At 64.7% G+C, this 20,404-nt stretch carries 21 protein-coding genes and 1 tRNA gene; 14 read left to right on the top strand and 8 right to left on the bottom strand.

What is annotated here, in order from left to right; genetic code table 11:
• Positions 1-49 precede the first annotated feature (49 nt).
• Genes VGN66_RS00110 through VGN66_RS00100 form a run of 3 tightly spaced genes read right to left on the bottom strand, consistent with a single transcriptional unit; the run spans position 50 to position 2,706 of the window.
• Positions 50-526 carry a hypothetical protein gene (locus VGN66_RS00110; protein ID WP_327516842.1) on the bottom strand — a complete coding sequence of 159 codons (477 nt, stop codon included), beginning with the start codon at positions 524-526 and terminating at the stop codon, positions 50-52.
• A gap of 34 nt (positions 527-560) precedes the next feature.
• Complete coding sequence (locus tag VGN66_RS00105; protein ID WP_327516841.1) at positions 561-1,727, bottom strand: hypothetical protein; 1,167 nt, start codon at positions 1,725-1,727, stop codon at positions 561-563.
• Positions 1,728-1,749: 22 nt separating this feature from the next.
• Positions 1,750-2,706, bottom strand: coding sequence for a pepsin/retropepsin-like aspartic protease family protein (locus VGN66_RS00100; protein WP_327516840.1), 957 nt, complete (start codon positions 2,704-2,706; stop codon positions 1,750-1,752).
• Positions 2,707-2,911: 205 nt separating this feature from the next.
• On the opposite strand from VGN66_RS00100, the gene VGN66_RS00095 reads away from it, so the two are divergent.
• From VGN66_RS00095 to VGN66_RS00060, 8 genes are all read left to right on the top strand, one after another.
• Positions 2,912-4,003 carry a sensor histidine kinase gene (locus tag VGN66_RS00095; protein ID WP_327516839.1) on the top strand — a complete coding sequence of 364 codons (1,092 nt, stop codon included), beginning with the start codon at positions 2,912-2,914 and terminating at the stop codon, positions 4,001-4,003.
• Positions 4,000-4,746, top strand: a complete 747-nt coding sequence (locus tag VGN66_RS00090) for a LytTR family DNA-binding domain-containing protein (RefSeq protein WP_327516838.1) — start codon at positions 4,000-4,002, stop codon at positions 4,744-4,746. Before VGN66_RS00095 ends, VGN66_RS00090 begins: the two co-directional genes overlap by 4 nt.
• 160 nt (positions 4,747-4,906) lie before the next feature.
• Complete coding sequence (locus VGN66_RS00085; protein ID WP_327516837.1) at positions 4,907-7,093, top strand: esterase/lipase family protein; 2,187 nt, start codon at positions 4,907-4,909, stop codon at positions 7,091-7,093.
• A 29-nt stretch (positions 7,094-7,122) separates the two neighbouring features.
• Entirely contained in the window at positions 7,123-7,905 is a 783-nt protein-coding gene (locus VGN66_RS00080; RefSeq protein ID WP_327516836.1) for a hypothetical protein, read from the top strand.
• Between the two features lie 19 nt (positions 7,906-7,924).
• Positions 7,925-8,461, top strand: a complete 537-nt coding sequence (locus tag VGN66_RS00075) for a hypothetical protein (protein WP_327516835.1) — start codon at positions 7,925-7,927, stop codon at positions 8,459-8,461.
• A 693-nt stretch (positions 8,462-9,154) separates the two neighbouring features.
• Complete coding sequence (locus VGN66_RS00070) at positions 9,155-9,664, top strand: hypothetical protein (RefSeq protein WP_327516834.1); 510 nt, start codon at positions 9,155-9,157, stop codon at positions 9,662-9,664.
• A 269-nt stretch (positions 9,665-9,933) separates the two neighbouring features.
• Entirely contained in the window at positions 9,934-10,209 is a 276-nt protein-coding gene (locus VGN66_RS00065) for a PqqD family protein (RefSeq protein WP_327516833.1), read from the top strand.
• Positions 10,206-11,207 (top strand): glycosyltransferase, encoded by a 1,002-nt coding sequence (locus VGN66_RS00060; RefSeq protein WP_327516832.1) that lies wholly within the window; start codon positions 10,206-10,208, stop codon positions 11,205-11,207. Before VGN66_RS00065 ends, VGN66_RS00060 begins: the two co-directional genes overlap by 4 nt.
• Positions 11,208-11,452: 245 nt before the next feature.
• Here VGN66_RS00060 and VGN66_RS00055 read toward each other — a convergent pair whose 3' ends face one another.
• From VGN66_RS00055 to VGN66_RS00040, 4 genes are all read right to left on the bottom strand, one after another.
• Entirely contained in the window at positions 11,453-12,280 is an 828-nt protein-coding gene (locus VGN66_RS00055; RefSeq protein WP_327516831.1) for a hypothetical protein, read from the bottom strand.
• On the bottom strand, positions 12,277-14,094 hold the full coding sequence (locus VGN66_RS00050) for an asparagine synthase-related protein (RefSeq protein ID WP_327516830.1): 1,818 nt from the start codon (positions 14,092-14,094) through the stop codon (positions 12,277-12,279). Before VGN66_RS00050 ends, VGN66_RS00055 begins: the two co-directional genes overlap by 4 nt.
• 12 nt (positions 14,095-14,106) lie before the next feature.
• Positions 14,107-15,195, bottom strand: coding sequence for a hypothetical protein (locus VGN66_RS00045; RefSeq protein WP_327516829.1), 1,089 nt, complete (start codon positions 15,193-15,195; stop codon positions 14,107-14,109).
• A gap of 389 nt (positions 15,196-15,584) precedes the next feature.
• A tRNA-Glu gene (locus VGN66_RS00040) sits at positions 15,585-15,659 on the bottom strand.
• 111 nt (positions 15,660-15,770) lie between these two features.
• On the opposite strand from VGN66_RS00040, the gene VGN66_RS00035 reads away from it, so the two are divergent.
• From VGN66_RS00035 to VGN66_RS00015, 5 genes are all read left to right on the top strand, one after another.
• On the top strand, positions 15,771-16,307 hold the full coding sequence (locus VGN66_RS00035; RefSeq protein WP_327516828.1) for a J domain-containing protein: 537 nt from the start codon (positions 15,771-15,773) through the stop codon (positions 16,305-16,307).
• Positions 16,304-16,603 carry a (2Fe-2S) ferredoxin domain-containing protein gene (locus VGN66_RS00030; RefSeq protein WP_327516827.1) on the top strand — a complete coding sequence of 100 codons (300 nt, stop codon included), beginning with the start codon at positions 16,304-16,306 and terminating at the stop codon, positions 16,601-16,603. The genes VGN66_RS00035 and VGN66_RS00030 overlap by 4 nt, the downstream gene beginning before the upstream one ends.
• 45 nt (positions 16,604-16,648) lie before the next feature.
• Complete coding sequence (locus VGN66_RS00025; protein ID WP_327516826.1) at positions 16,649-17,221, top strand: sigma-70 family RNA polymerase sigma factor; 573 nt, start codon at positions 16,649-16,651, stop codon at positions 17,219-17,221.
• A 4-nt stretch (positions 17,222-17,225) separates the two neighbouring features.
• The gene (locus tag VGN66_RS00020) at positions 17,226-17,945 is read left to right on the top strand and encodes an anti-sigma factor (RefSeq protein ID WP_327516825.1); all 720 of its coding nucleotides are present in this window, start codon (positions 17,226-17,228) and stop codon (positions 17,943-17,945) included.
• Between the two features lie 83 nt (positions 17,946-18,028).
• Positions 18,029-18,586 (top strand): fasciclin domain-containing protein, encoded by a 558-nt coding sequence (locus VGN66_RS00015; protein WP_327516824.1) that lies wholly within the window; start codon positions 18,029-18,031, stop codon positions 18,584-18,586.
• A 156-nt stretch (positions 18,587-18,742) separates the two neighbouring features.
• Here VGN66_RS00015 and VGN66_RS00010 read toward each other — a convergent pair whose 3' ends face one another.
• The gene (locus VGN66_RS00010) at positions 18,743-19,150 is read right to left on the bottom strand and encodes a SufE family protein (protein ID WP_327516823.1); all 408 of its coding nucleotides are present in this window, start codon (positions 19,148-19,150) and stop codon (positions 18,743-18,745) included.
• A gap of 99 nt (positions 19,151-19,249) precedes the next feature.
• On the opposite strand from VGN66_RS00010, the gene VGN66_RS00005 reads away from it, so the two are divergent.
• Positions 19,250-20,131 carry an alpha/beta hydrolase gene (locus tag VGN66_RS00005; RefSeq protein ID WP_327516822.1) on the top strand — a complete coding sequence of 294 codons (882 nt, stop codon included), beginning with the start codon at positions 19,250-19,252 and terminating at the stop codon, positions 20,129-20,131.
• Positions 20,132-20,404 lie beyond the last annotated feature (273 nt).

The raw sequence follows: 20,404 nt of genomic DNA, 5'->3' as shown, positions 1-20,404 counted from the left end.
GGAAAGCTGCGGGCGCCGTACGTCAGTCACGCGGCACGCGCCTGCCCGGTCAGTAAACTTCGTGCCAGTTCTCGACGGAAGAATCGCGATTGGCGAGGCCGAAGCAGATCAAGCTGGGACGCACCGCAGAGGCGCCGCCACGGACGAGCTTGTATTCCAGGCGGCGGCATTTGAAACCGTCGACCTGCTCCTCCGTGATCACTGTGATCGTGCCGACAGACGCCTTGCCCTTCCAGCGATGGACATGGCCGACCGGCCAGTTGCCCGCGCGGCGGGGCCATTCGGCATAATTGCCGCTATACTGGTCGTATTCGGCCTTGGGCTTGCTATCAAAGTCGATGCCACCTTCGCAGTCGTTGCACGAGACTTCACCGAATTTGCGGAACGCGTCCTTCTGCGCCTGCGCCTCGGCGGGCGGCTTGAGACTGCTGACATAGCGGACGGGGTCGCTCGCGCTGGCATGGCTGGAGGCGGAAAGCGCGAGCAGCCCGAGGCCGATGGTCGCGATGAGTGATGAACCGTACATGATGAACTCCTGATGTGATGCGTTGGGGCGGGCTTCAGCCCGGAATGCCGAGCGCGCCGCCGATGACGCCACGCAGCAGTCCGCGCTTCTTCTTTGGCCTGGCTTCTTCCTCGGGTGCTGGGTCGGGGGAATCTGCGTCGTCAGCGTCGCCGCGCATCATCGCGGCGATATCGACGCCCAGCATGCTCATATGCGTTGCCTTGGTCCGCAGCTTGACTGCCCAGCCTTGCGGCGCGTCCTTGGGCGAGCCATAGTTCGCCTCCGCGCCATAGGTGGTCATCATCAGCATGGCGGACTCGGACGCCTTCGCCACTGCTGCGGGGACCGCGCATTGGGTCGTCTGCGGCGCGAGCAGAATGCGTTGCTGCACGAGCCGTGCCGCCTCACCCTCCGCCAGATAATCGGGGAGCGACATGCCGGGCATCCGCACCGCGCTCGACGACCACATCACCGTCGTTCCGTCCTCGCGCGCCGCGACTACCGTCAGGATCGTGCCGCGTGCATTGGCGAGGGCGGGCCAACTGACCAGCACCGCGCCCGAGGACTGCGCGCTGTGCTTGGGCGTCAACGGGCCAAGGAAGTCCGCGCCGTTACCGATGGTGAAGCGCATCTCGGGCGCGTAATTCCCCTGAACGACATGTGCGCCGGCAAGCGAGGCATCGCGCGGCACCCGCGTTCCCTTGCGCCCGTTGGGCCACTCGCCATAGGTGGCGTGCCGCCCCTGCGACGGCGAGGTCATCGCGTTGACTTGCGGGACTGCACCGAACGGCGAAGGGCCACCGGGACGGATTTTGGACAGATCGACCACGAAGGGCTGCCCCGCCGGGGCAGCCTCACCGCATCCCCAATAGAGTTCGATACGACCCTTGGGACCGTCACCCATGCCGGGGCGAAAGTCGGTTGGAGCGTCCGGCTTCTCCGCGACGCCCTTGGGCGTGATCAGCGGCAGCCGGTCGCCTGCCTTCAGTGCCTGAGGCGGCAGGTGCGCGGCGCTCGGTGCGGGCTGGCTGCGGCTGGAGCCGAGCTGGAGCGTGAGATTCTTCTCGACGCCGTTCGGCTGGCCGGTCGCCATGCCGGAGGTGGTTTCGGCGGACAGCCAATAGACTGCCTCGATCTTGGGCTTTGGGGCCTGTTGCGCGACAGCGGTGCAGGCGATCGCGGCCGCGCCCAGCGCGGTGCCGGTGGTCAGAATGATCTTCATGTCGGGTCTGCCTATTCTGGTGTCAGGAAGCCGTGACGCGCGCGGGCGGCGCGATGTGCAGGCACAGGCCGAGGTGATCGATCACGAAACGGCGGTCGGCGAACATATCGATGCCGAGGATCACCGCGGGCTGTTCCAGCGTGAAGCCGAGCACCTTGAAGACCGAGAGATCGGCGACACGGACCTTTGGGGACGCGATGTTGACCGGGCCGATGGCGAGTTCGGCCAGCGGTGTCTCGACGCTTGCGGTGGCGTGGCTGCTGGCACCCTTGATGTCGCTCGCCTTGACCACGCCTGGGCTGTCCGGCGACACGCCGATCGCCCGGGCGGCCGCCCAGTTGAGGATCGTGCCGCGTGCGCCCGTGTCGAGAATTGCGGGCATGTCCACTCCGTTGACGCGCACGCTCAGCCGCGGTGCGCGCTGGTCGTCCAGGACAAAGGGTACCGATCCAGCGATCCCATCGAGCATGCTCGGTTCGATCCTGTCGGTCATCCGCCACCGGCCGGCGGGCATGTCCATCTCGACCACGAAATTCGCGACGATGTCCGCGCCGAGAATGCCATCGGTGCCGAGCTTGTCGGTCGGCCCGGGCGGGAGCAGCAGCAATTCGCGTTTGCGGAAGGTTCGACCCGCGACGTGGAGGCGATCGATGATCGTCGTCTCGACGGCGGTCGATCCGCCCGCCGCCTGAAGCGGTGGACCGTCCGACTTGGCCACCATGTCGGGCATGTCCGCGCGCAGCTTTGGCATGATCGTGGTGATGCTTGCGGCCGTATCGAGCACGAACCGCTTTGGCGCCAAGTCATTGAGTCCGACCAGAACCACCGGGTGCCCCGAGGGTAGGACCTCAAGTGTACGCTGCGCCGCGAACGCCACCGAAGTGGGGGCTTCATTCGCATAGGCATAGGCTTGGGCGGCAGCGAGCAGGCCGAACAGGCCCAGCGACGCCACGCGGATGCGGCGAACAGGATGTGCCATCATCAATCCTCCTGGCGGCGAGATGCCGCGAACAGGAGCCGGGCTAGGATCGATGGATCGATGCCGCCACGACTTCGCGACCAGCATCGATCGTCGTACGGCGGGGCCTGGAACGGTCGACGAAGGCCGATCAGCGTGCGACGAAGGCCGGCGCATCGCGTGCCCGTTTCGGCTAATGTCCCGACGGATTATCCGTGGGGCCAGGATGAAGCTGAACACCGAACATCGCCAGACGCTCTCGCTGGTCCTCGCGACGTGGATCCTGTCGGCGATCCTCTATTTGATCCCGTATCACATCTTCAGCGGCGCCAGCCTCTACGTCGTGGTCTCGGTGATCAACATCTGCGCCATGGGAATCCTGTTTTCGGCTGGCGTCTATTGGGCCGTGCGCGCGACCCGCCATCGCAACACGGTGATCCGGCTGACCGCGATGATCGCGTCGGCATTCCTCGCATCGGGCGTGCTCGCGCTGATCGACGCGGCGACTGGCGAATGGATGGGGCGGTTGGTTGTGTCGCCGATGCCCTCGGCGCCGTTCGCGTTGCGCGCGACCAATAATTTTGTCGCGCTGGTTTGGCAGTTCGCGCTGCTCGGCGCGGCGTTTACAGTGATCGAGGCGAACAAACTGACCCGCGAGCGTGAGCTGGAGCTGGCGGTCGCGCGCGAGGCGACCAGTCGCGCCGAGGCCGCGGCCAATGCCGCCAGCCTTGCCGCATTGCGCTATCAGCTCAACCCGCATTTCCTGTTCAACACTCTCAACGCAATCTCGTCGCTGATCGTGACGCGCGATTACGATGCGGCCGATATCATGCTGACGCGCCTGTCCGACTTCCTTCGCGCGACGCTGTCGTCGGAGCCCGACGCGATGCTTCCGCTGGAGGATGAGCTGGCCACGCTGCAGCATTATCTGGAGATCGAGAGCGCACGCTTCGGCGATCGACTCGCCGTCGAGTTTGAATGTCCCCCCGAACTCAACCGCGCGCTGGTGCCGGGATTTGTGCTTCAGCCCCTGGTCGAGAATGCGATCAAATACGCGCTCGCCCCGTCAGCGGAGCCGGTGACCATCCGGGTGGCGGCGGAAACGCAGGGCGGCACGCTTATCCTGTCGGTCGAGGATGATGGCACGGGTGGAAGCGATGTGCGTCCCGGCACGGGGGTTGGGCTCGCCAATATCCGCCGACGCCTCGACACGCTGTTCGGCGCAACGGGCCGCCTCGACGCTGGACCTGGTACGCGCGGGTTCATTGCGCGGGTGCGCCTGCCGCTGGTTCTCCGCAATGGGGAGGATGATGCATGACGTCGCTAAGGGTCCTGCTCGTTGATGACGAGCCGCTGGCGCTGCGGCGGCTGGAGTCGCTGTTCGGCGATATCGACGCCGTTGAGGTCGTCGGCACCGCCACGACCGGCGAGCAAGCGGAGGAGCGGATTGCGGCACTGGCGCCTGAGTTGGTCATCCTCGACATCTCGATGCCCAAAAAGAGCGGAATCCGCGTCGCCGCGGATCTGGCGGTCGAGCCACGGCCGGAGATCATCTTTGTCACCGCGTTCGAACAATATGCGCCCGATGCCTTCGAGGTGGACGCCGCAGACTATCTGCTAAAGCCGGTGCGGTTCGATCGGCTGCGCCAGGCGGTCGAACGGGCGCGGCGGCGACGTGCGATGCGCGATGCCGCCGATCGTCTGGCGGCCCTGCCGGAGCCAGAAACGCGCGAGGATGCGATCTGGGTACAGGTCGCAAGCGGCAATCTGCGCCTCCCCATCGCGCAGATCGAATGGGTCGAAGCGGCGCGCGACTATGTGCTTTTTCATACCGCGACGCGCAGCTACATCCACCGCATCTCGATGGCGGCGCTGGAAAAGCTCTTCGACCCCAAGGACCTGATGCGGGTGCACCGGTCGACCTTCATCCGTGCGGCGCTGGTTCAGGGTGTTCAGAGGCTCGGCAAGGGGCTGATTGCGCTCGAAATGCGCGACGGCGCGGTGGTGCAGGTCGGACCGAGTTACGTGAAGGCGGTGCTCGCCCGCCTAGACCTGTCCTGAAGCACCGCCAGCGTCGCGATTTGTCGACGGCAGATCGGGTTTCGTCGTCCCCCGCCTGACCGGTCGCGGCAAGGGCGGCCTCCGAAGCACCCGCGCTGCCGACGCCGGGCCCGATCGGTAACCCCTGCCTCCACGGCATTTGCCGCAAGTGGAGGACCGCATGATCGCGCTGCGCAGTTGCCCGGCTCTGACGCTGGGGGTCATTCTCTCGGGTGCAGCGACTCCGGCGATTGCGGCGCAGTGCGCCAGCGGCTGGGCCGGGTCGGTTCACTATTCGCGTACCCAGCAAACCAATGACAGCAAGACCGTCCCGAAGCTGTCGGGCAAGGGCAACGCAACCACCACCGCGTCGATGACGTACGACTACGCCGCGCAGGTCGCCGTGCGCCCGACCGCCGACCCAGGCAGCAGTGCGGCAAGGGCGAATATCAGCATGTCCCAGACAGCGTCCGAAACGGTCAGGACGACGGACGAGGATGTGTGTCGGCACACCTATGAACGGCGGCAGGTGTCGGGCACGTCCGTGTCGAAAAGCGTCATCAGCGCCAACGGCAGCGGACTGGAGGCCGAGGTCAACGTCACGCTCGATTCCGACGATAGCTATACGGTCAGCGTGCGTTTGCCGCAGCTGGATGGCACCGCGTCGGGCTCGCAATCGTCGAGCTTCAGCGGACAGTGCGTTACCAAGCCGGGGTCCAGCGATACGCTGCCCAAAACGCCGTATTCGATCGATCCGGTCAGCTTCGGATCGGAGGGAAGTGACCGGATTCATCCGTCAGACCCCAATCGTCTGACTGGCAGTTTCGTGAAGACCTGGCTGGGCGTCACCGAACGGCTGAGCTGGAACCTGCGCCGCTGCGGCCCGAAACTGCGGCTGGTCGACCTGAAGTTCGAAGACATGAAATTCCCGCGCTGGAACGACTGGCAGGAGATCAGCGATCAGCGCGGAACGATCGACGGCAACCGCGTCCGGATCACCGCGATTGTCGCCAATGACGGCGACCAGGAACAGTCGGCGACGGTCAAGCTGAAGGAAACCTACAAGGGCGACAAATGGGATGGCGCGAAGCCGGACAGTGCGATGGACGAACTGTCGGTCGTCATTCCCGCCGGGCAAGAGCGCGAGGTCAGGTTCGACTGGGATAGCTCCGGTTATGCCTGGTACGACGATGGCCGCCCGCGCCTGCTCCAGCGTATCCGCGCCGAGCTGGAGGACAAGGGCAAGAAGGTCGACGAGCAGACGAAGAATCTGAAGGTCGCGCCGCGGCCGCTCGTCCTCGTCCATGGCCTGTGGTCGAACTGGGGTGCCTGGGCGTCGTGGCAGAACATGCTGACCACCACCCACAGCTATGACTGGAGGGCGTTCCCGGTCGGGGAAAAGCCGGAGCATGGCCGGATGAACACCGGCGAGGAGCCCGGCAATTTCGGCCCGACAAACACGATCGCGCAGAACGCGTTCGAGCTCGCCAAATATGTCGAATATGCGCAGAAGGATCGCAACGCCTGGCACATCGACCTCGTCGCGCATTCGATGGGCGGGCTGATCAGCCGCCGCTACATCCATGCGATGATGCCGAGCTATGCCGATGGCAAGCCGCAGGTGTCGCGCCTGATCATGCTTGGTACGCCCAATATGGGCAGCCCCTGCGCCGATGTCCTCAGCGGTACGCTGGATCTGCTGGGCGAGCAGATGGATGCCTTGCGCGAGTTGCGGCAGGATTCGGTCGCGAAATTCAACGCCGAACATGTCGAACGCAAGGGCGTCGAATTCTCGGTTCTCGCCGGCAGTCCGCTGCCGACGATGTGCAAGACGATCGGTTGGAATGACGGTGTGGTGACGGTGCCGTCCGCCCGCTGGGAGATCGCCGACGCCGAAGAGCAGAAGCTGATCCACACCGATCTTACCGATACCGGGCCTTTCTCGTCCTTTGTCAAGCCGCGGCTTGCGAAGGGGCCGAAGGCACAGGGTGCGGAGGGCGGCAGGGCGCGAACGCCTGATCGGATCATGCTGACCCTCGACGACGCGCCTGAGGCTGCGGACAAGCCCGATTTCGCCAAGATGGTGACGCTCGCGCCGCGCCAGACGATCGACATCGCGATGCCGGTGAAAGAGGCCCGCAACCTCGGCATTACCCTGGTCGCAGCGAGCGCCGTGTCGGCGACGCTGGTCGACGACACGGGTGCCGTCGCGGCCACCAATCTGACCGCGACGCCCGAAGCCAGCCAGCCCTTCCGGTCGCTGTTCGTCGACCGCCCCGTCGCGCGCGGCAGCTGGACGCTCAGGCTGCACAACAGCGGCGAGAGCGAACGCAATGTGCTGTTGTCGAGCTGGTCCGACGCCCGCTGATCCCCGTCATTTGATTTCAGGAGACGATCATGAAAACCGCTTTTCCGATGCCGTTCGCCGTCGGCCTGTTGCTCGCGACGGGCCTCGCTATGCCCCAGCCTGCACAGGCCCAGTCCGATTGCGCCGCACGGGCCAAGAAGCGGCGACCCAGCCTGTTCGGTGCCGAGGGCGCCGGGGGCCTGCTCACGCGTCTTCAGGGTGCGGCGCGCGGCCAGCGCAACCTCGGCACGGATATCAAGGACACCGCCCAAACGGGTGCCGAGCAGCGCGCAAAAGAGGCGGCCACGGTCGCCGGGTGCAAGGCTTCCGAAAAGCCTGAGCCCCAAGCGGTTGCTGCGCCATCCCAGCCGGCGAGCGCGGCACGCCCGGCACCTGAAACCGCGACTCAGCGCGCCGCGCGCCAGCAGGCGGAGAGCGACAAACAATATCCCAGCCGCATGGAAATCCCGGCGGAATGGCGCACCGCCAAGGACGCCTATACCGAGTTCGGCAAGGTCCGCTGCACCGGATGCGAGGGCGGCTTTGCCTATTCCGGCTGGCCAAGCTGGCCGCGCGATGAATTTGACGGCAAGCATAATGGTGCCGAGACCCGCCTGTCGCGCCTGCCGATCGGACATGTCCATCGCTGGACCGCCAACGGCTTCGCCGGATCGCTGAGCATCGACAGCGAAGAAGCGGTCAACGGCTTTCGCTGTCGTAAGATGACCTATCGCCTCGTCAAGGACGGCAAGAGCGCCGAGCGACCCGGCCTGATGTGCTGGGGCAAGTCCAACCAGTTTGCCGCCAGCGACAGCTGGGTCGGCGTGTTCTGACCCAGCAGGAGATATCTCGATGAAACTCCTTTGTCTCGTCGCGCTTTCCGGGGCCGCCTTGCTCTCGTCGCCACCCACGCTCGGCATCGCCGGCCGTTGGGCGCAGAAGAGCAACGGCAAGGAACTGGTGCTTGTCCCACGCATCAAGCTCGTTCCCAACGTCGGGGTGACCGCCGGTACCAGCCTGGGTGGCACTGTCGGCTATGGTTCGATGACGCGCACCACGATCGTCACTGAGCCGGTGATGATGGCCGTCGCCAGAAGCATGACGCTGGCCATCGAACCCAATGGCCGGTTCGCATGGACGATCACGCGACGCCATGCGGAGAAGCAGGGCTGCACGATCACGACGACCCAGGAGAAGCACGGGCGCGTGGATCAGACCGGCGCAAACCTCAGTCTCGCGATCAGCGGCGGCATCGAGCGCTTCACGACAAGCTGCGGCCGCAGTGGTGAGACGAAACTGGGTTCGTCTACGGAGACCTACACGGTCCAGAAGCTCTCCAACGGCATCGCGCTGTCAGATGGTGCGAAGCGTTGGGCGTTCACTCGGTAGACCGCGACCACGGCAACGGGTGGTGCCACATAGCAGTTCCCGCCCGCGTACGTGCTGGGGACGTGCACAGAAACGTCCGCAATGGGGTCGCTAGCGACTGGTTGTTCGTATACACTAAAACGGCGGCCATTCGCATTCGCGCGACTTAAAGCCGCCAGTCTGCAAAGCGCCCCAAATTTGGTCGTTCAGCGCTATCGACACCGCTTCCGAATGCGGACGTTCAGCTCGGGACCATTTATATCGACACAGTGCCAGATCGCAGGCGTGGCGCGTCACATGGATCCGATACAGAGGGCCTATTTCCTCGAGAAACCGGATCGGCCACCTGCAATCGGGCGTTCCATGGCTAATCTTGGAACTGGCCGCGGCCGTAGCGATCTCGAAATGGTCGCCCGGAGGAAAGAGAGTCGATCGGTATCGAGGCCGCGCCAAGAAAAGGCGACAGGAAGATCAGCGGATTACGGCCTTGCTCGTTAATGGAACTGCGCCCGGTTATATATATAATGGCACATCATCGCGGATGTGATCATCCAATTTGATCCGAGGGAACCCGTGCGAAAGATGTGGAGCTTCATAGCGGTCGCCGCCGTGCTGATACTTCTGGTCAGCGTCTGGCACTTTCGGCCCGAAGTTCGTCGATACCGATTAGTGGTCGACGTAGATACGCCGACGGGGCGGCGCTCATCGAGTACGGTGATCGAGACCATCATGGGGAGGAAGCTACCGATGATGGGAACGTCACCGGTCTATTTCCAGACGCGCGGGGAGGCGGTTGCTCTCCCGTTGGGCGACGATCGTGTCTTGTACGTCCTCCTTGTCGACGAAGCGACACAGTTCGGACTGCCATGGTTCGGAGCCAGACACGGAACGGTCAATCCGGCGCTATCGCGGACCTTTACCCGAGGTGAGACCAGGCCACTGTGGGAGGCCATTGAGACCTCGAACGCGCGAGTCACTTTGGCGCCGCGAGACTACCCGAAACTGGTTGTCTTCTCGCCGGCAGCTCGCAAGCCTCTGCGCGAAATCGCCATGGATCAACCGGACAGCGACTTCGCTCCCGGCTATCGCGTCGAGCAAATATATATCGTCCCCACAACTTTGCCCGTCCCTGACCCGACCATTCAGGCCCAACCAATCTGGACCAACAATCGCGGCTCAGGAATCTGGAATCACCGACGCTATCTGCTGCGTGGACACGATTGAAGCGCGCTGAAGCTTTCCTCGCTCACTCCAGGACGACGTCGCTGCCTGCGGATGCCGCTGGAGATTGCGAGGCGAATGGCAGCTGTCGCTCTGCCCGAGATCCGAGCTGTCATTCAGCTTTCGGCTGACTAGCTGTCGATGACCTTCGATTGTGAGGCACATTCCCGCTGCCCCGGCATTCGCCCTCCCTCTGACGAGAAACGATGAAAGCTTCTACCAGCGCTTTTCTCTAGTCTTCAGGAGGGCTATTGGGGCCCCAGGAGACCCGGATGACCAACTTTTTGGTGACGCGGCGCGGCGAATTGCTGACCGCCATGGTGAATGAGGACTTGGTTGGGCTGGATCTCGATGCCGGCGCTTACTTTAGCTTCAACCCGACGGCACGGCGCGTCTGGGCGCTTATCGAGCAGCCGCGCTCACTCACATCGATCTGCGATGAGCTTCGCGAAGAGTTCGACGTGGAGCCAGATTCCTGCGCGGCCGAAGTGCTCGGTCTGCTGCGCCAGTTGGAAAGCGATGGGCTTGTGAGCCTGGAACCGACATGAACACCCCGCCGGCCTATAGCGTCACGACGCTTGAGGCAGCGGAGGGGGCATTAATCTCCCCGGCGATCGTCCTCGATCTCGAAACGGGAGGAGAGGCCTCCGTAGCGCGCATTCGTCAATCTCTCTCGGATATTATGTGCGAGCTAGATGATTGCGCGAGATGGTTCGGGTCGACCACGCCTGAGCTCATCATCCCGTATGATGCTGCCGACGTTTCCGAAGGCGATCTTGCTGATCTGATCAATTCGACCCAGGGCGGTCGCGAGGTGTCCGCGGCGGTTCGGCTGATGCCAGCTGCGCCCGGCCTGAACTATTATCAGCAGAAGAACTTCGGATTTCTCCAATCGACGCGCGACATCGTGATTTTCGTCGACTCCGATCTCCGGCTGGAGCGGGGCTGGCTGCGTGCACTGCTCGAACCGTTCGCCGATCCTGCAATCCTCGCCGTTGTCGGCCGTACCCACTTCGAGACCACGCGCTTCTACGAGCGCGCGATGGCGTTGTTCTGGATTTTCGATACACGGGAGGACGCGTCCGTCGTGCGGCCAACCGACCGGCTCGTGTCCAACAACATCGCGTTCCGGAGCAAGCTGTTTGCTGCCATGCCGTTCCCGGACCGGCCCACCTATCGCGGCCAGTGCGGCGAGCTGGGCTGGCGCCTGGCGCAATTCGGAGTGCAACTGCTGGAGGCGACCGGCGCCCGCGCGATCCATCCCCCGCCACAGGGTCTGCGGGCGTTTCTGCGCCGCGCCTGGTTCGCAGGCAAGGACGCGCGCTATTATGACGGCCTCAAGGCAAAACGCGTCACATGTATTGAGCTGTTGCGGCACGACCTATCCGTTCTGCGGAAACGCATAGTAAAGCGCGCGGCCGCGATCCGCGCTGGACGCGTCGCCGTACTCGCCGCCCACATTCTTGGCGGCGTCTACTATATCACCAAAAGTTTGAGCTATTCGCTCTGCGCCATGGAAGATGGCGATCATACATCGAAGCTGTGACGCTCATCGCGATCACAGCTTCCGTGAAATCCAGCCAGCCCGGATCGAATCGAGAACTTTACCGCGTCTTCAGGAACTGCAAGACGATGTGCCGTCGTTATTGAAGCCGGTGAAGAAGGTGTTCTGCGTGACGACTGCCGCATCAGACTTTTCGACAACAGGCTTTACCCAAACCTTCTTTACGCGGCGGCAATTGTCCGGCTTCGACATGGTGGAACCCTCTTACAGTAATACGCTTATCCAATTCATGGGATATAGCGCTTTGTCAATAGGTTGGACAGCTGCTCCGGGGGTGCCGCGAGCGTGAGGCGCGCGATCGCGCAGTCGCGTGCCAGCGATGCTGCCAGCTCAAATTGTCGCGGCGCAACCCCCATGGGCTGAAGATAGGCGGGTCGATAGCTGTGCCGCATCACCAGCGCGACGGCGGCGACCGGGTGCAGCGGCTCCAGCGCGCCGACCAGGCTCGACCTCGCGATCTCGACGATCGCGCCAACCCGAACCGGTAGCCGCGCCCCGGCAGGTTCCGGGAGCCGGAATTTCACCGGGGGGCCTTCCAGACGCGGCAATGCGGCAGTCGAGATCCCGAAACGTTCGCACGCATCCTCGCACAAGCGCGTTGCCGCACGCCCCGGGTACACGATCGGCAGGTCATCCGGGTAACCGATCCGGCTGAGGTCATCGTTGATCAGCTGCCAGCCTTGCTGAACCAGTGCATAGCTGAGCGTCGATTTGCCGGCGCCCTTGTCGCCCACGAAGATGACCGCGTAATTCGCCCCCGGTGGCACCAGCGCGGCACCGTGCAGCGGCATGTCCCCTTTCTGGTAAATCAGCGCCGCGGTTACCGGGCCGTGGAGAAGTGCATCGACCGCCTCGAGATCGGCTCCGTCCTCGATCGCGATCCTGAGAGCGCCGCCGAGAACATGGAAACGCGCTACGCCGGGAACCACGCGCAGCAGCTCTCCAGTACGGACTTGAGAATAGGGGCCGACGCGGGTGGACTGGTCCAGTGCGTGGGGCAGATGATCGACCTGGATCACGTCGGCATCCGGTAGTGCAGCCGGAACAAGCTTCATTGGATATGCTCCGTCTGCGCAAGAAAATCGCCGAGGGTCAGTGCCTGCAGCCACTGTGCAACGTCGCTGGCTCCTGCGTCGTCACTGAGAATTCGGGCGAAGCAGTGTTGCAGGTGCGGCAGGTTCAGCATGGCCCGTGCCGTCTCAGATCCGGCGATCACCGCCAGCAGCTGACCGAACGCGATGCGATCGCGCCGGATCCATGCAGCAGCATCGGCGCTCTGTGCGCCGCGTGCCGTGCGCAGTCGCACCGGTTCGGGCAGGAGGCCGCGACCAATTTCGCGGGCCAGGCCACGATCCCTTCCATCCATGCGAAAAGCAGCAAGCGGCAGCTGTAATATCCATTCGAGAAAGCGTCGGTCCGCAGTCGGGTCTCGCCAGTCCAGACCCCAACGTTCGGCAGCGTCGCAGCGCCAGTAATGAGGAGCGGCGGTCGCGAAGCGTAACCAGTTCGCGCGGGTGAACGGGCGATCCCGAAACAGAAACGAAGGCTGCGCGAGTGCCCGTGCTTCCGGCAGCAGAAAGTCCTGAGACGGAGCCGCGGGGGGACGGCCGGGACGGTGGCGCCATTGCGCCGCCGCGTAGCGCTTGAGCATCCTAGCCTGTGCCCACGGGCTGCCCCCGGCGCCCAGCAAGCGAAGCGCGGACCGCCACTGGCGCCTCGCGGCAAGCTCCAGAAGAGCACCATCCCCACTATGGCTGAGTGAGAAGTTGCCGTGCTGACCGGTCAGCAAGACGCGTGCCCCGTCCGCACGCGCCTGACGCGAGATTTCATCGAGCCAGAGCAGATTGGCTGACCCGCGCACGGGCAGGGCACTATCGCGATTGATACGGCTGATCAGCTGAGGCCAGGAGCGGCTGCCGACGCTGGTGAGACGATGAACGATATTGGGGTAGAGCGCGGCAGTCTGCGCGGCGGCAGGTCCATCATTCGCTTCCCAGCCAGCACGGCAGATCACTTCCAGCCCCGGTTCAGGCACCCCAGTATAGGCGAGCATCGGCGTATCGGGGTGCGCGGATGCGGCCAGTGCAGTCACAATCCCCGAGTCCATTCCGCCGCTCAGCGTGGCGGCGACCTTGCCGCTCGACCGCATGCGCTCGCATGTCGCTTGGCGGAGAAGCGCGCGCGCTTCCTCGACCACGGAAAGCGGGTCTTGCCCGAACCGAGGGGTGGTGACCGGCTTCCACCAACGCTCGACCTTGACCTGGCCGCCTGCCCAAAACAGTCGATGTCCGCCGGGTACCGCGCGGATCGCCGGATATGGGGTCGACTCCCGATCGATGCCCGACTGGGTGAAGCCTACCAGTTCGGCGCGGCCTAGGGTGCGGTCCACCTCCGGATGTCGAAGCAGCAGGGCGAGATTGTCCGCCAGGACCAAACCGGCAGGCGTCCGCGCCCAGAATAGCCCCGCCGCCCCGCCCCAATGATCGACAGCCGCATGCACGCATTCTTTGATCGGATCATATGCGGCATAGGAATAGTCGCCCGAAACCTCCTGTGCACACGTTTCGAACCAACGACGCCAGCCGAGATGCAATAGCTGCGAGTCTGCCATGACGCGCGCGCGCTGCGGTGCAAGGTTCAGCCTCCCGGCGAGATCGGCCCGCCTGTCGATCCGCGCTTTGCAAACAAAGATGCTGCCATCGTCAACGATAGGCTGCGGGTCGAACCGGTCTTCGGGCAACAGATCAGGCGGGCGGACGAGCGCCGCTGCGTGGCCCCGTGCTTCCTTTGAACGTCTAAACCCCTCCATCCCTTCGACCATGGCGCTGGCCATGTCGGCGGCATGTGGACCGACGAGCAGTGCGAACATCTCGCGCCCCGGTCAGTGATGTGGCCGGACGCGCAGCGAAACGCGCGCGCCGCAAAGCCGCATTGTCGCGGCGACGAGTGCGCGTCCTGCATCCAGCGCAAGCAGAGGCACGGTCATGGCCATTTTGGCTCGTGAGAAACTGTCGTCCACCCTCCGCACGATCAGATCCGGAACGAACTTCCGTAGTCGGAGCCAGGCCCAGCTGCGGACCAGACGACGCTCTAGCCGTCCTGGCAGTTCGGGCGCGCGGGTCTGAGGAAATCGTTCGATCAAGCGCGCCACATCCTTGGGTATCGGTCCCTTTGGTTTTGCCGCGTACCACCACCCCCGGTGATGCACGCCTGCCCCACGGCAGAGCGCAAGCGCGTGTGGCGATCGCTCTCGCGGCCCGTCAAATTCCTCATGGAACATGCGTCCGAGCTTGTCTTCCAAGCGTGCGCTAGGGTCCACGGCATTGAAATGCCTGCCGGCCGCGAGAATGGGGTCATCGAGCGGCGTGCCGTAGCGGATATCGAAGGGCGAGGCCTTACTCAGCGCGCTCATGGGGGCCGCTACGCCAGAATAGCCATACCATGGATGGTCCAGCGTATCCCATGTTCCTGGGGTCAGAAAGCCGGTGGCGAGCGGGAACGGATCCTGCGGATCGGGGCAGCAGGGCGAGCGCGGCGCAAGCCGATCGGCAAAACCATAATGGCGGGTCATCGCCAGCCGACGTGGCCGCGCCAGCCCTTCACGGCGCAGTCGCGTGAGCAGCGCAGGATCCGGAATTTCATCCACATCCAGCAGAAGAACAACATCATCGGGAGATGCGTCTCGCAGCGCCAGCACCGCTGCATTGCGCTGTCTTGCCGCGCGCTCCTTTGGAGTAGTTGCCGGCCCGCCAAGGTCGCCCAAGCGTAAGTGGCGAATTTTCGAATTTGCCCAGCTAAACCGTTCGGCGGCTGCCTCAAAATGCAGCGGCTTGGACTCACCGCGATAAGTCTGCGACGCTTCGATCAGGATGACTGCATCGACCAGATGAACCGTTTCCCGAAGCCTGTGCTCGAGCATGTCCAGCTCACGGTCGAAGGGAAAGATATCAAAGATGCGCACCGTGCCCATGCCCCTCAAGCGCCCACACCTCACTTCTCGACGAGACTTTGTGAAGGCGCCCGATACGTGTCTCCAAGCTGCCGGGCGGAAACCTGCTACCGCTGCTTGGACAGAATGTTAAGGTTCGTCCAACCCTAATGCGCTGGTTCGTTCGCAAACTTGAGCAGCAAATGTCAGCTATCCTTATGGTTCGATTCAAAGCCGCCAGTCTGCAACCGGCCCACAGGCGGTCGCACGGCCTTCTATTCTGAGGCCTATTCCCGCGAGAAATCGCAACGAGTTCCGAGGGCATTCCAATGGATGCCACTAGAGCTACGAAAAAGTGTGGGACAAAAAGTGGGAGCCGCTTTCACCAGATCGTCCGAAATGGCGCAATTTCGCCATTTCTCGCTTGACGATGGTGACCCCTACGAGAATCGAACTCGTGTTTTCGCCGTGAGAGGGCGACGTCCTAACCGCTAGACGAAGGGGCCATATGAGCGGAACCGGCGCCTTTATCGGGGGGCGGGCGGGGCGTCAAGCGGGGGGCGTGAAAACAAATGGCGGGGTGGCGTTCGCGCCATTCGCGCCCTATCTGGCGTCGAATGGCGCGTTCTACCCGATCGATGGACTGGGGCTTCCCCCGCTGGCGTGCCTATGGCAGCGAGCGCGAGACAGTGAAGGTGCGCCTGTGCGACCGGCATGGCTGCGAGCTGCCGGGCGACCGCCCCGCGCCCAAATCGCCCAACAGCCCCGAGCGCTGGTATTTTTGCGAAACGCATGCCGGCGAATACAACCGCAACTGGAATTATTTCGAGGGGCTGACCGCGGAAGAAGCGGCCGAGCGTGAAACGCAGGAGCGCCGCGACGCCGGCGATTTCTCCGAAAGCCGCCACAATGAATGGGCCGGGCCCGGCGATGGCAGCCGCTCGCGCGACGAGATGCGCGCGCTCGACGTGCTCAAGCTCGATCCAGATGCGGAGTTCGAGACGGTGCGCGCGGCGTGGCGCAAGCTCGCCAAGGAAAACCACCCTGATGTCCGCCCCGGCGATGCCGATGCGGCGAAGCGGTTTCAGGCGATCCAGACCGCCTATGAAGTGCTGCGCGCTGCCGAAGAGCGGCGGCAATGGCGGCCTGATTGAAGACGCGCGTCCAGTCCAACTGGTCGAATGCCGTGCTGGTCTGCGCCAAATGCTCGAAAAAGCTGGATGGCGGGTTCGGGCCAAAGGGCAAGCAGTCGCTGGGCAAGGCGCTGCGCAAACAGCTGCATCTCAAAAAGGGGCGCAAGGCTGCGGCGGGAATCGTCGACGTCAAATGCCTCGGCGTGTGCCCGCGCGGTGCGGTCACGGTGGTCAATGGCGCGGCCAGCCGGGAGTGGCTGCTGGTGCAGGCCGGGGCCGATCTCGACGCCGTGGCCGACGAACTTGGCCTTGCCTGATCGTCGTCGCTTGCGCCGGACCACAGCTTCGCTACGGTTCGCCGCGTGACGCCGTCATCGCCCTCCGCAATTCTCGCGCGCAAGCGGTTGGCCGATGCGCTGATTTGCGTCGGCCGCGGCGACCGCGCCGCGCTGGCAGAGGTCTATAATCTCACCAGCGCGAAGCTATTCGGCATTTGCCTGCGTATCTGCGGAAGCCGGGAGGAAGCGGAGGACGTGGTGCAGGAAGTCTATGTGAAGGTGTGGCAGCGGGCGGGGCGGTTCGACCCTGAACGCGCCAGCCCGATCACCTGGCTTGCCGCCATCGCCCGCAACAGCGCGATCGACCGGCTGCGCGCGCGGCCCGCGACTGCCGCCGCGCCGATCGAGGCCGCGGCCTATATCGCCGACGACGCCCCCGCCGCCGATACCGCGATCGAGGATGCGCAGGAGCAGGGCCGCATGCGCGCCTGTCTCGACGCGCTTGAGGCGCGCGCCTCCTCCGCGATCCGCGCCGCCTTTTTCGGCGGGCTGACCTATGCCGAGCTGGCGGAGCGGGACCGGGTGCCGCTTGGCACGATGAAGACGTGGATCCGCCGTGGCCTGCTTCAGCTGAGGACGTGCCTGGGCGATGGTTGACCCGATGGACCTTCCCGACGAACGCGAACTGCTCGCCGCCGAGCTTGCGCTGGGCGTGCTGGAGGGCGACGCGCTGGCTGCGGCCAACCGTCGCCTGCTGACCGACGCGGCGTTCGCCGAAGAGGTTGAGGCATGGCGCGACCGGCTGGCGGGCATGGCGCTCGACGTGCCCGAAGAAACGCCCCCGGACGAATTATGGAGCCGCATCGAGCGCGCGATCGACGGCACTGGCCCTGCGCCGGTCGTCGACCTGGTGCCGCGTCGCCAGTTGCGGCGGTGGCAGTTCGGCACCGCAGCAGCCGGAGCGGTCGCTGCCGCGCTCGCGGTCATGCTGGTCATCCCGGGCCCCGAGCCGTCGATCATCCCGCCGCCGACTCAGATCGCGGCCCAGCCCGCAATCGTCGCGCAATTGCGCGGTGAGGGGGAGGGGCCACTGGTCGCCGCGCGCTATGATCCATCAACGGCACAGCTTCGGCTGGTCGCGCAGGACATGGGCGACGACCCGCGCGTGCCGGAGCTGTGGATCATTCCGGAGGACGGCATCCCGCGCTCGCTCGGCGTGATTCAGCCGGCGGGCGACACCCAGCTTACCGTGGCCGAAGGGCATCGCTCGATGCTGCATGATGGCGCGACGCTGGCCATCACCATGGAGCCGCGTGCGACCGCGCCGCACCCCGCGCCGACCGGCCCGCGTGTGGCTGCAGGAAAAATTTTCGGCATCTGACATCCGGCGCGCATCCGCCGCCGTATCTCCTGCGCAACCCGGTCCCAAGCGGTCCGGGCACTGCCACGAAAGCAGGAGGATTTATGAAGTTTCGTACCTCGCATTTCGCACTGGCGCTTGCCGGTGCCGCGCTGGCCACTGGTTCGGTCGCGATCGCCGGACAGAACAAGATGGTCGGCGGTGCCGCGATGTATCCGACCAAGGATATCGTCGATAACGCCGTGAATTCGAAGGATCACACCACGCTGGTCGCGGCGGTGAAGGCTGCGGGCCTCGTCGACACGCTCAAGTCGCCCGGACCGTTCACCGTGTTCGCCCCGACCAACGCGGCGTTCGCCAAGCTCCCCGCCGGCACCGTCGACACGCTGCTGAAGCCGGAGAACAAGGGCACGCTGACCGCAGTGCTCACCTACCACGTCGTGCCCGGCAAGATGATGGCTGGCGATATCGCGGCCAAGGCCAAGGCCAATGGCGGCAAGCTGGAGCTGACCACGGTCCAGGGTGAGAAGATCACCCTGTCGATGCGCGGTTCGGGCTGGATCGTCACCGATGCCAAGGGCGGCACGTCCAACATCACCATCGCCGATGTCGCGCAGAAGAACGGCGTGATCCACGTCGTCGACTCGGTGCTGCTGCCCTGATCTGACCCCCGTCGCGCGGGTTTTTACCCGGCCCCGCGCGACACCCCGCCGGTGTTGTTTCCCTCTTTAACCATCGGCGGGACTACCGCCCGCCCGGCCACTGTCTCTCAGGCCGGGCGGGTACGGTCGTTTGACCGACCCGCCATTGGCCGTGGCTCACGCGGCGTAGCGCTCCGCCGTCGAGCGGATCAGCGCGATCATATTCGGAATGCCCTGCGTCCGGTTGGAACTCAGCTGGTTGCGCAAGTCGAACGGCGCCAGTGCCCCTTCGATATCGGTCGAGAGGATGTCCGCCGGGCTGCGATCCTGCACCGTCAGCAGCACGAGTGCGATGATCCCCTTGGTGATCGCGGCATTGCTGTCGGCAAGGAAGTGGAGCGCACCGTCGTCGCGCACCGTCGGATAGACCCACACTGCTGCCGAACATCCGCGCACCAATGTCGCATCGGTCTTCAGTGCATCCGGCATCGGCTCCAGCGCCTTGCCGAGGTCGATCAACAGCCGATAGCGGTCGTCGGCATCGAGGAATTCATACTCGTCGGTCAGGTCGGACAGGCTGGTCATGGCCGGGCGTTTATCGCCGTCGTCGCGCACCGTCACCTGGTCTTGCGCGCAGGGTGGTCGGCACGGCACAACATGTTCGTCTCCAGTCCGGGAATGTCCATGTCACGCTTTGCCACGTTCAGTATCGCCCTGTCCCTTCTCGCTGCGCCGAGCGTGGCAAGCGCGCAGTCCGCGCCTTCGTCGTCAGCCGCCGTCTCCAGCCAGCGCGAGATCGTCTATCGCACTCCCGAAGCCGGCCCGCTGCACCTCGACCTTCACCGTCCAAACACCGCGAAGGGCAAACGCACCCCCGTGCTGGTGGTGATCCATGGCGGGGCATGGGCGCGGGGCGAGCGGCCCAAGGGCTGGACCGGCTATAGCCGTTTTGTCGATGCGGGGTTTGCGGTGGTCAGCATGCAATATCGCCTGTCGGGACAGGCCCGCGCACCCGCTGCGGTCGAGGATGTCCGCTGCGTGATGGGCTGGATCGCGCGTTCGGCAGAGCGCGAGGGGCTGGACCCGAAACGGATCGTGCTGATGGGCACATCGGCGGGCGCGCACCTCGCGCTGATGGCCGCCACTATCGACGCAAGCGAGGGGCTCGACCCGACCGAGTGCGGACCCGCGCCGCGCGCCGCTGCGGTGATCGACTTTTACGGACCGACCGATCTGCGCCCGCAATCGCTCGGCGCGTGGAACAGTTCTTCGATCGGCAAATGGGTCGGGGAGGGGGAGGCGGGCGCCGCGATGGCCGCCCGCATGTCGCCGATCACCCGCATCAAGCCGGGCCAGCCGCCGGTCTTCATCGTCCATGGCGATGCCGACCCGGTGGTCCCGGTCGCCGCATCGATCGCGCTGAAAGCCGCGCTCGAGCGGGCGAAGGTGCCGACCGAACTCCATGTCGTCCCCGGCGGGGTGCATGGAAAGTTCGAACCGCTCGTGCAGGATCGCCTGCTGGCCGATGCGGTGACCTTTCTGAAGCGTCACCGCGTGATCGAGTGATTGGTTCGCCGCACCCAATGGGGCGGGGGGCTGGCCCTTCGACAAGCTCAGGGCAGACAGAGGTTTGAGCACCTCGCTCCGTTTGTGCTGAGCTTGTCGAAGCATGAAGCGACTCGCTCGGCGGGCTAAAGGTGGGAGCGGCGTCTGCAGCTGCCGCTCCCGTGGTGCAGTGGCGGTGGCCTCCCAACCCTTCCGCCGCTGCTCCGGGGGCTCTTTATCCGTGCGGTGCCGGCCCGCTCCCCCACCCGGCCACCCATAGAATACACTGTCGTT

This window comes from Sphingomonas sp. (assembly GCF_035998645.1).
Taxonomy (GTDB): Bacteria; Pseudomonadota; Alphaproteobacteria; order Sphingomonadales; family Sphingomonadaceae; genus Sphingomonas.
This window is presented reverse-complemented; position numbering and strand designations above follow the sequence as displayed.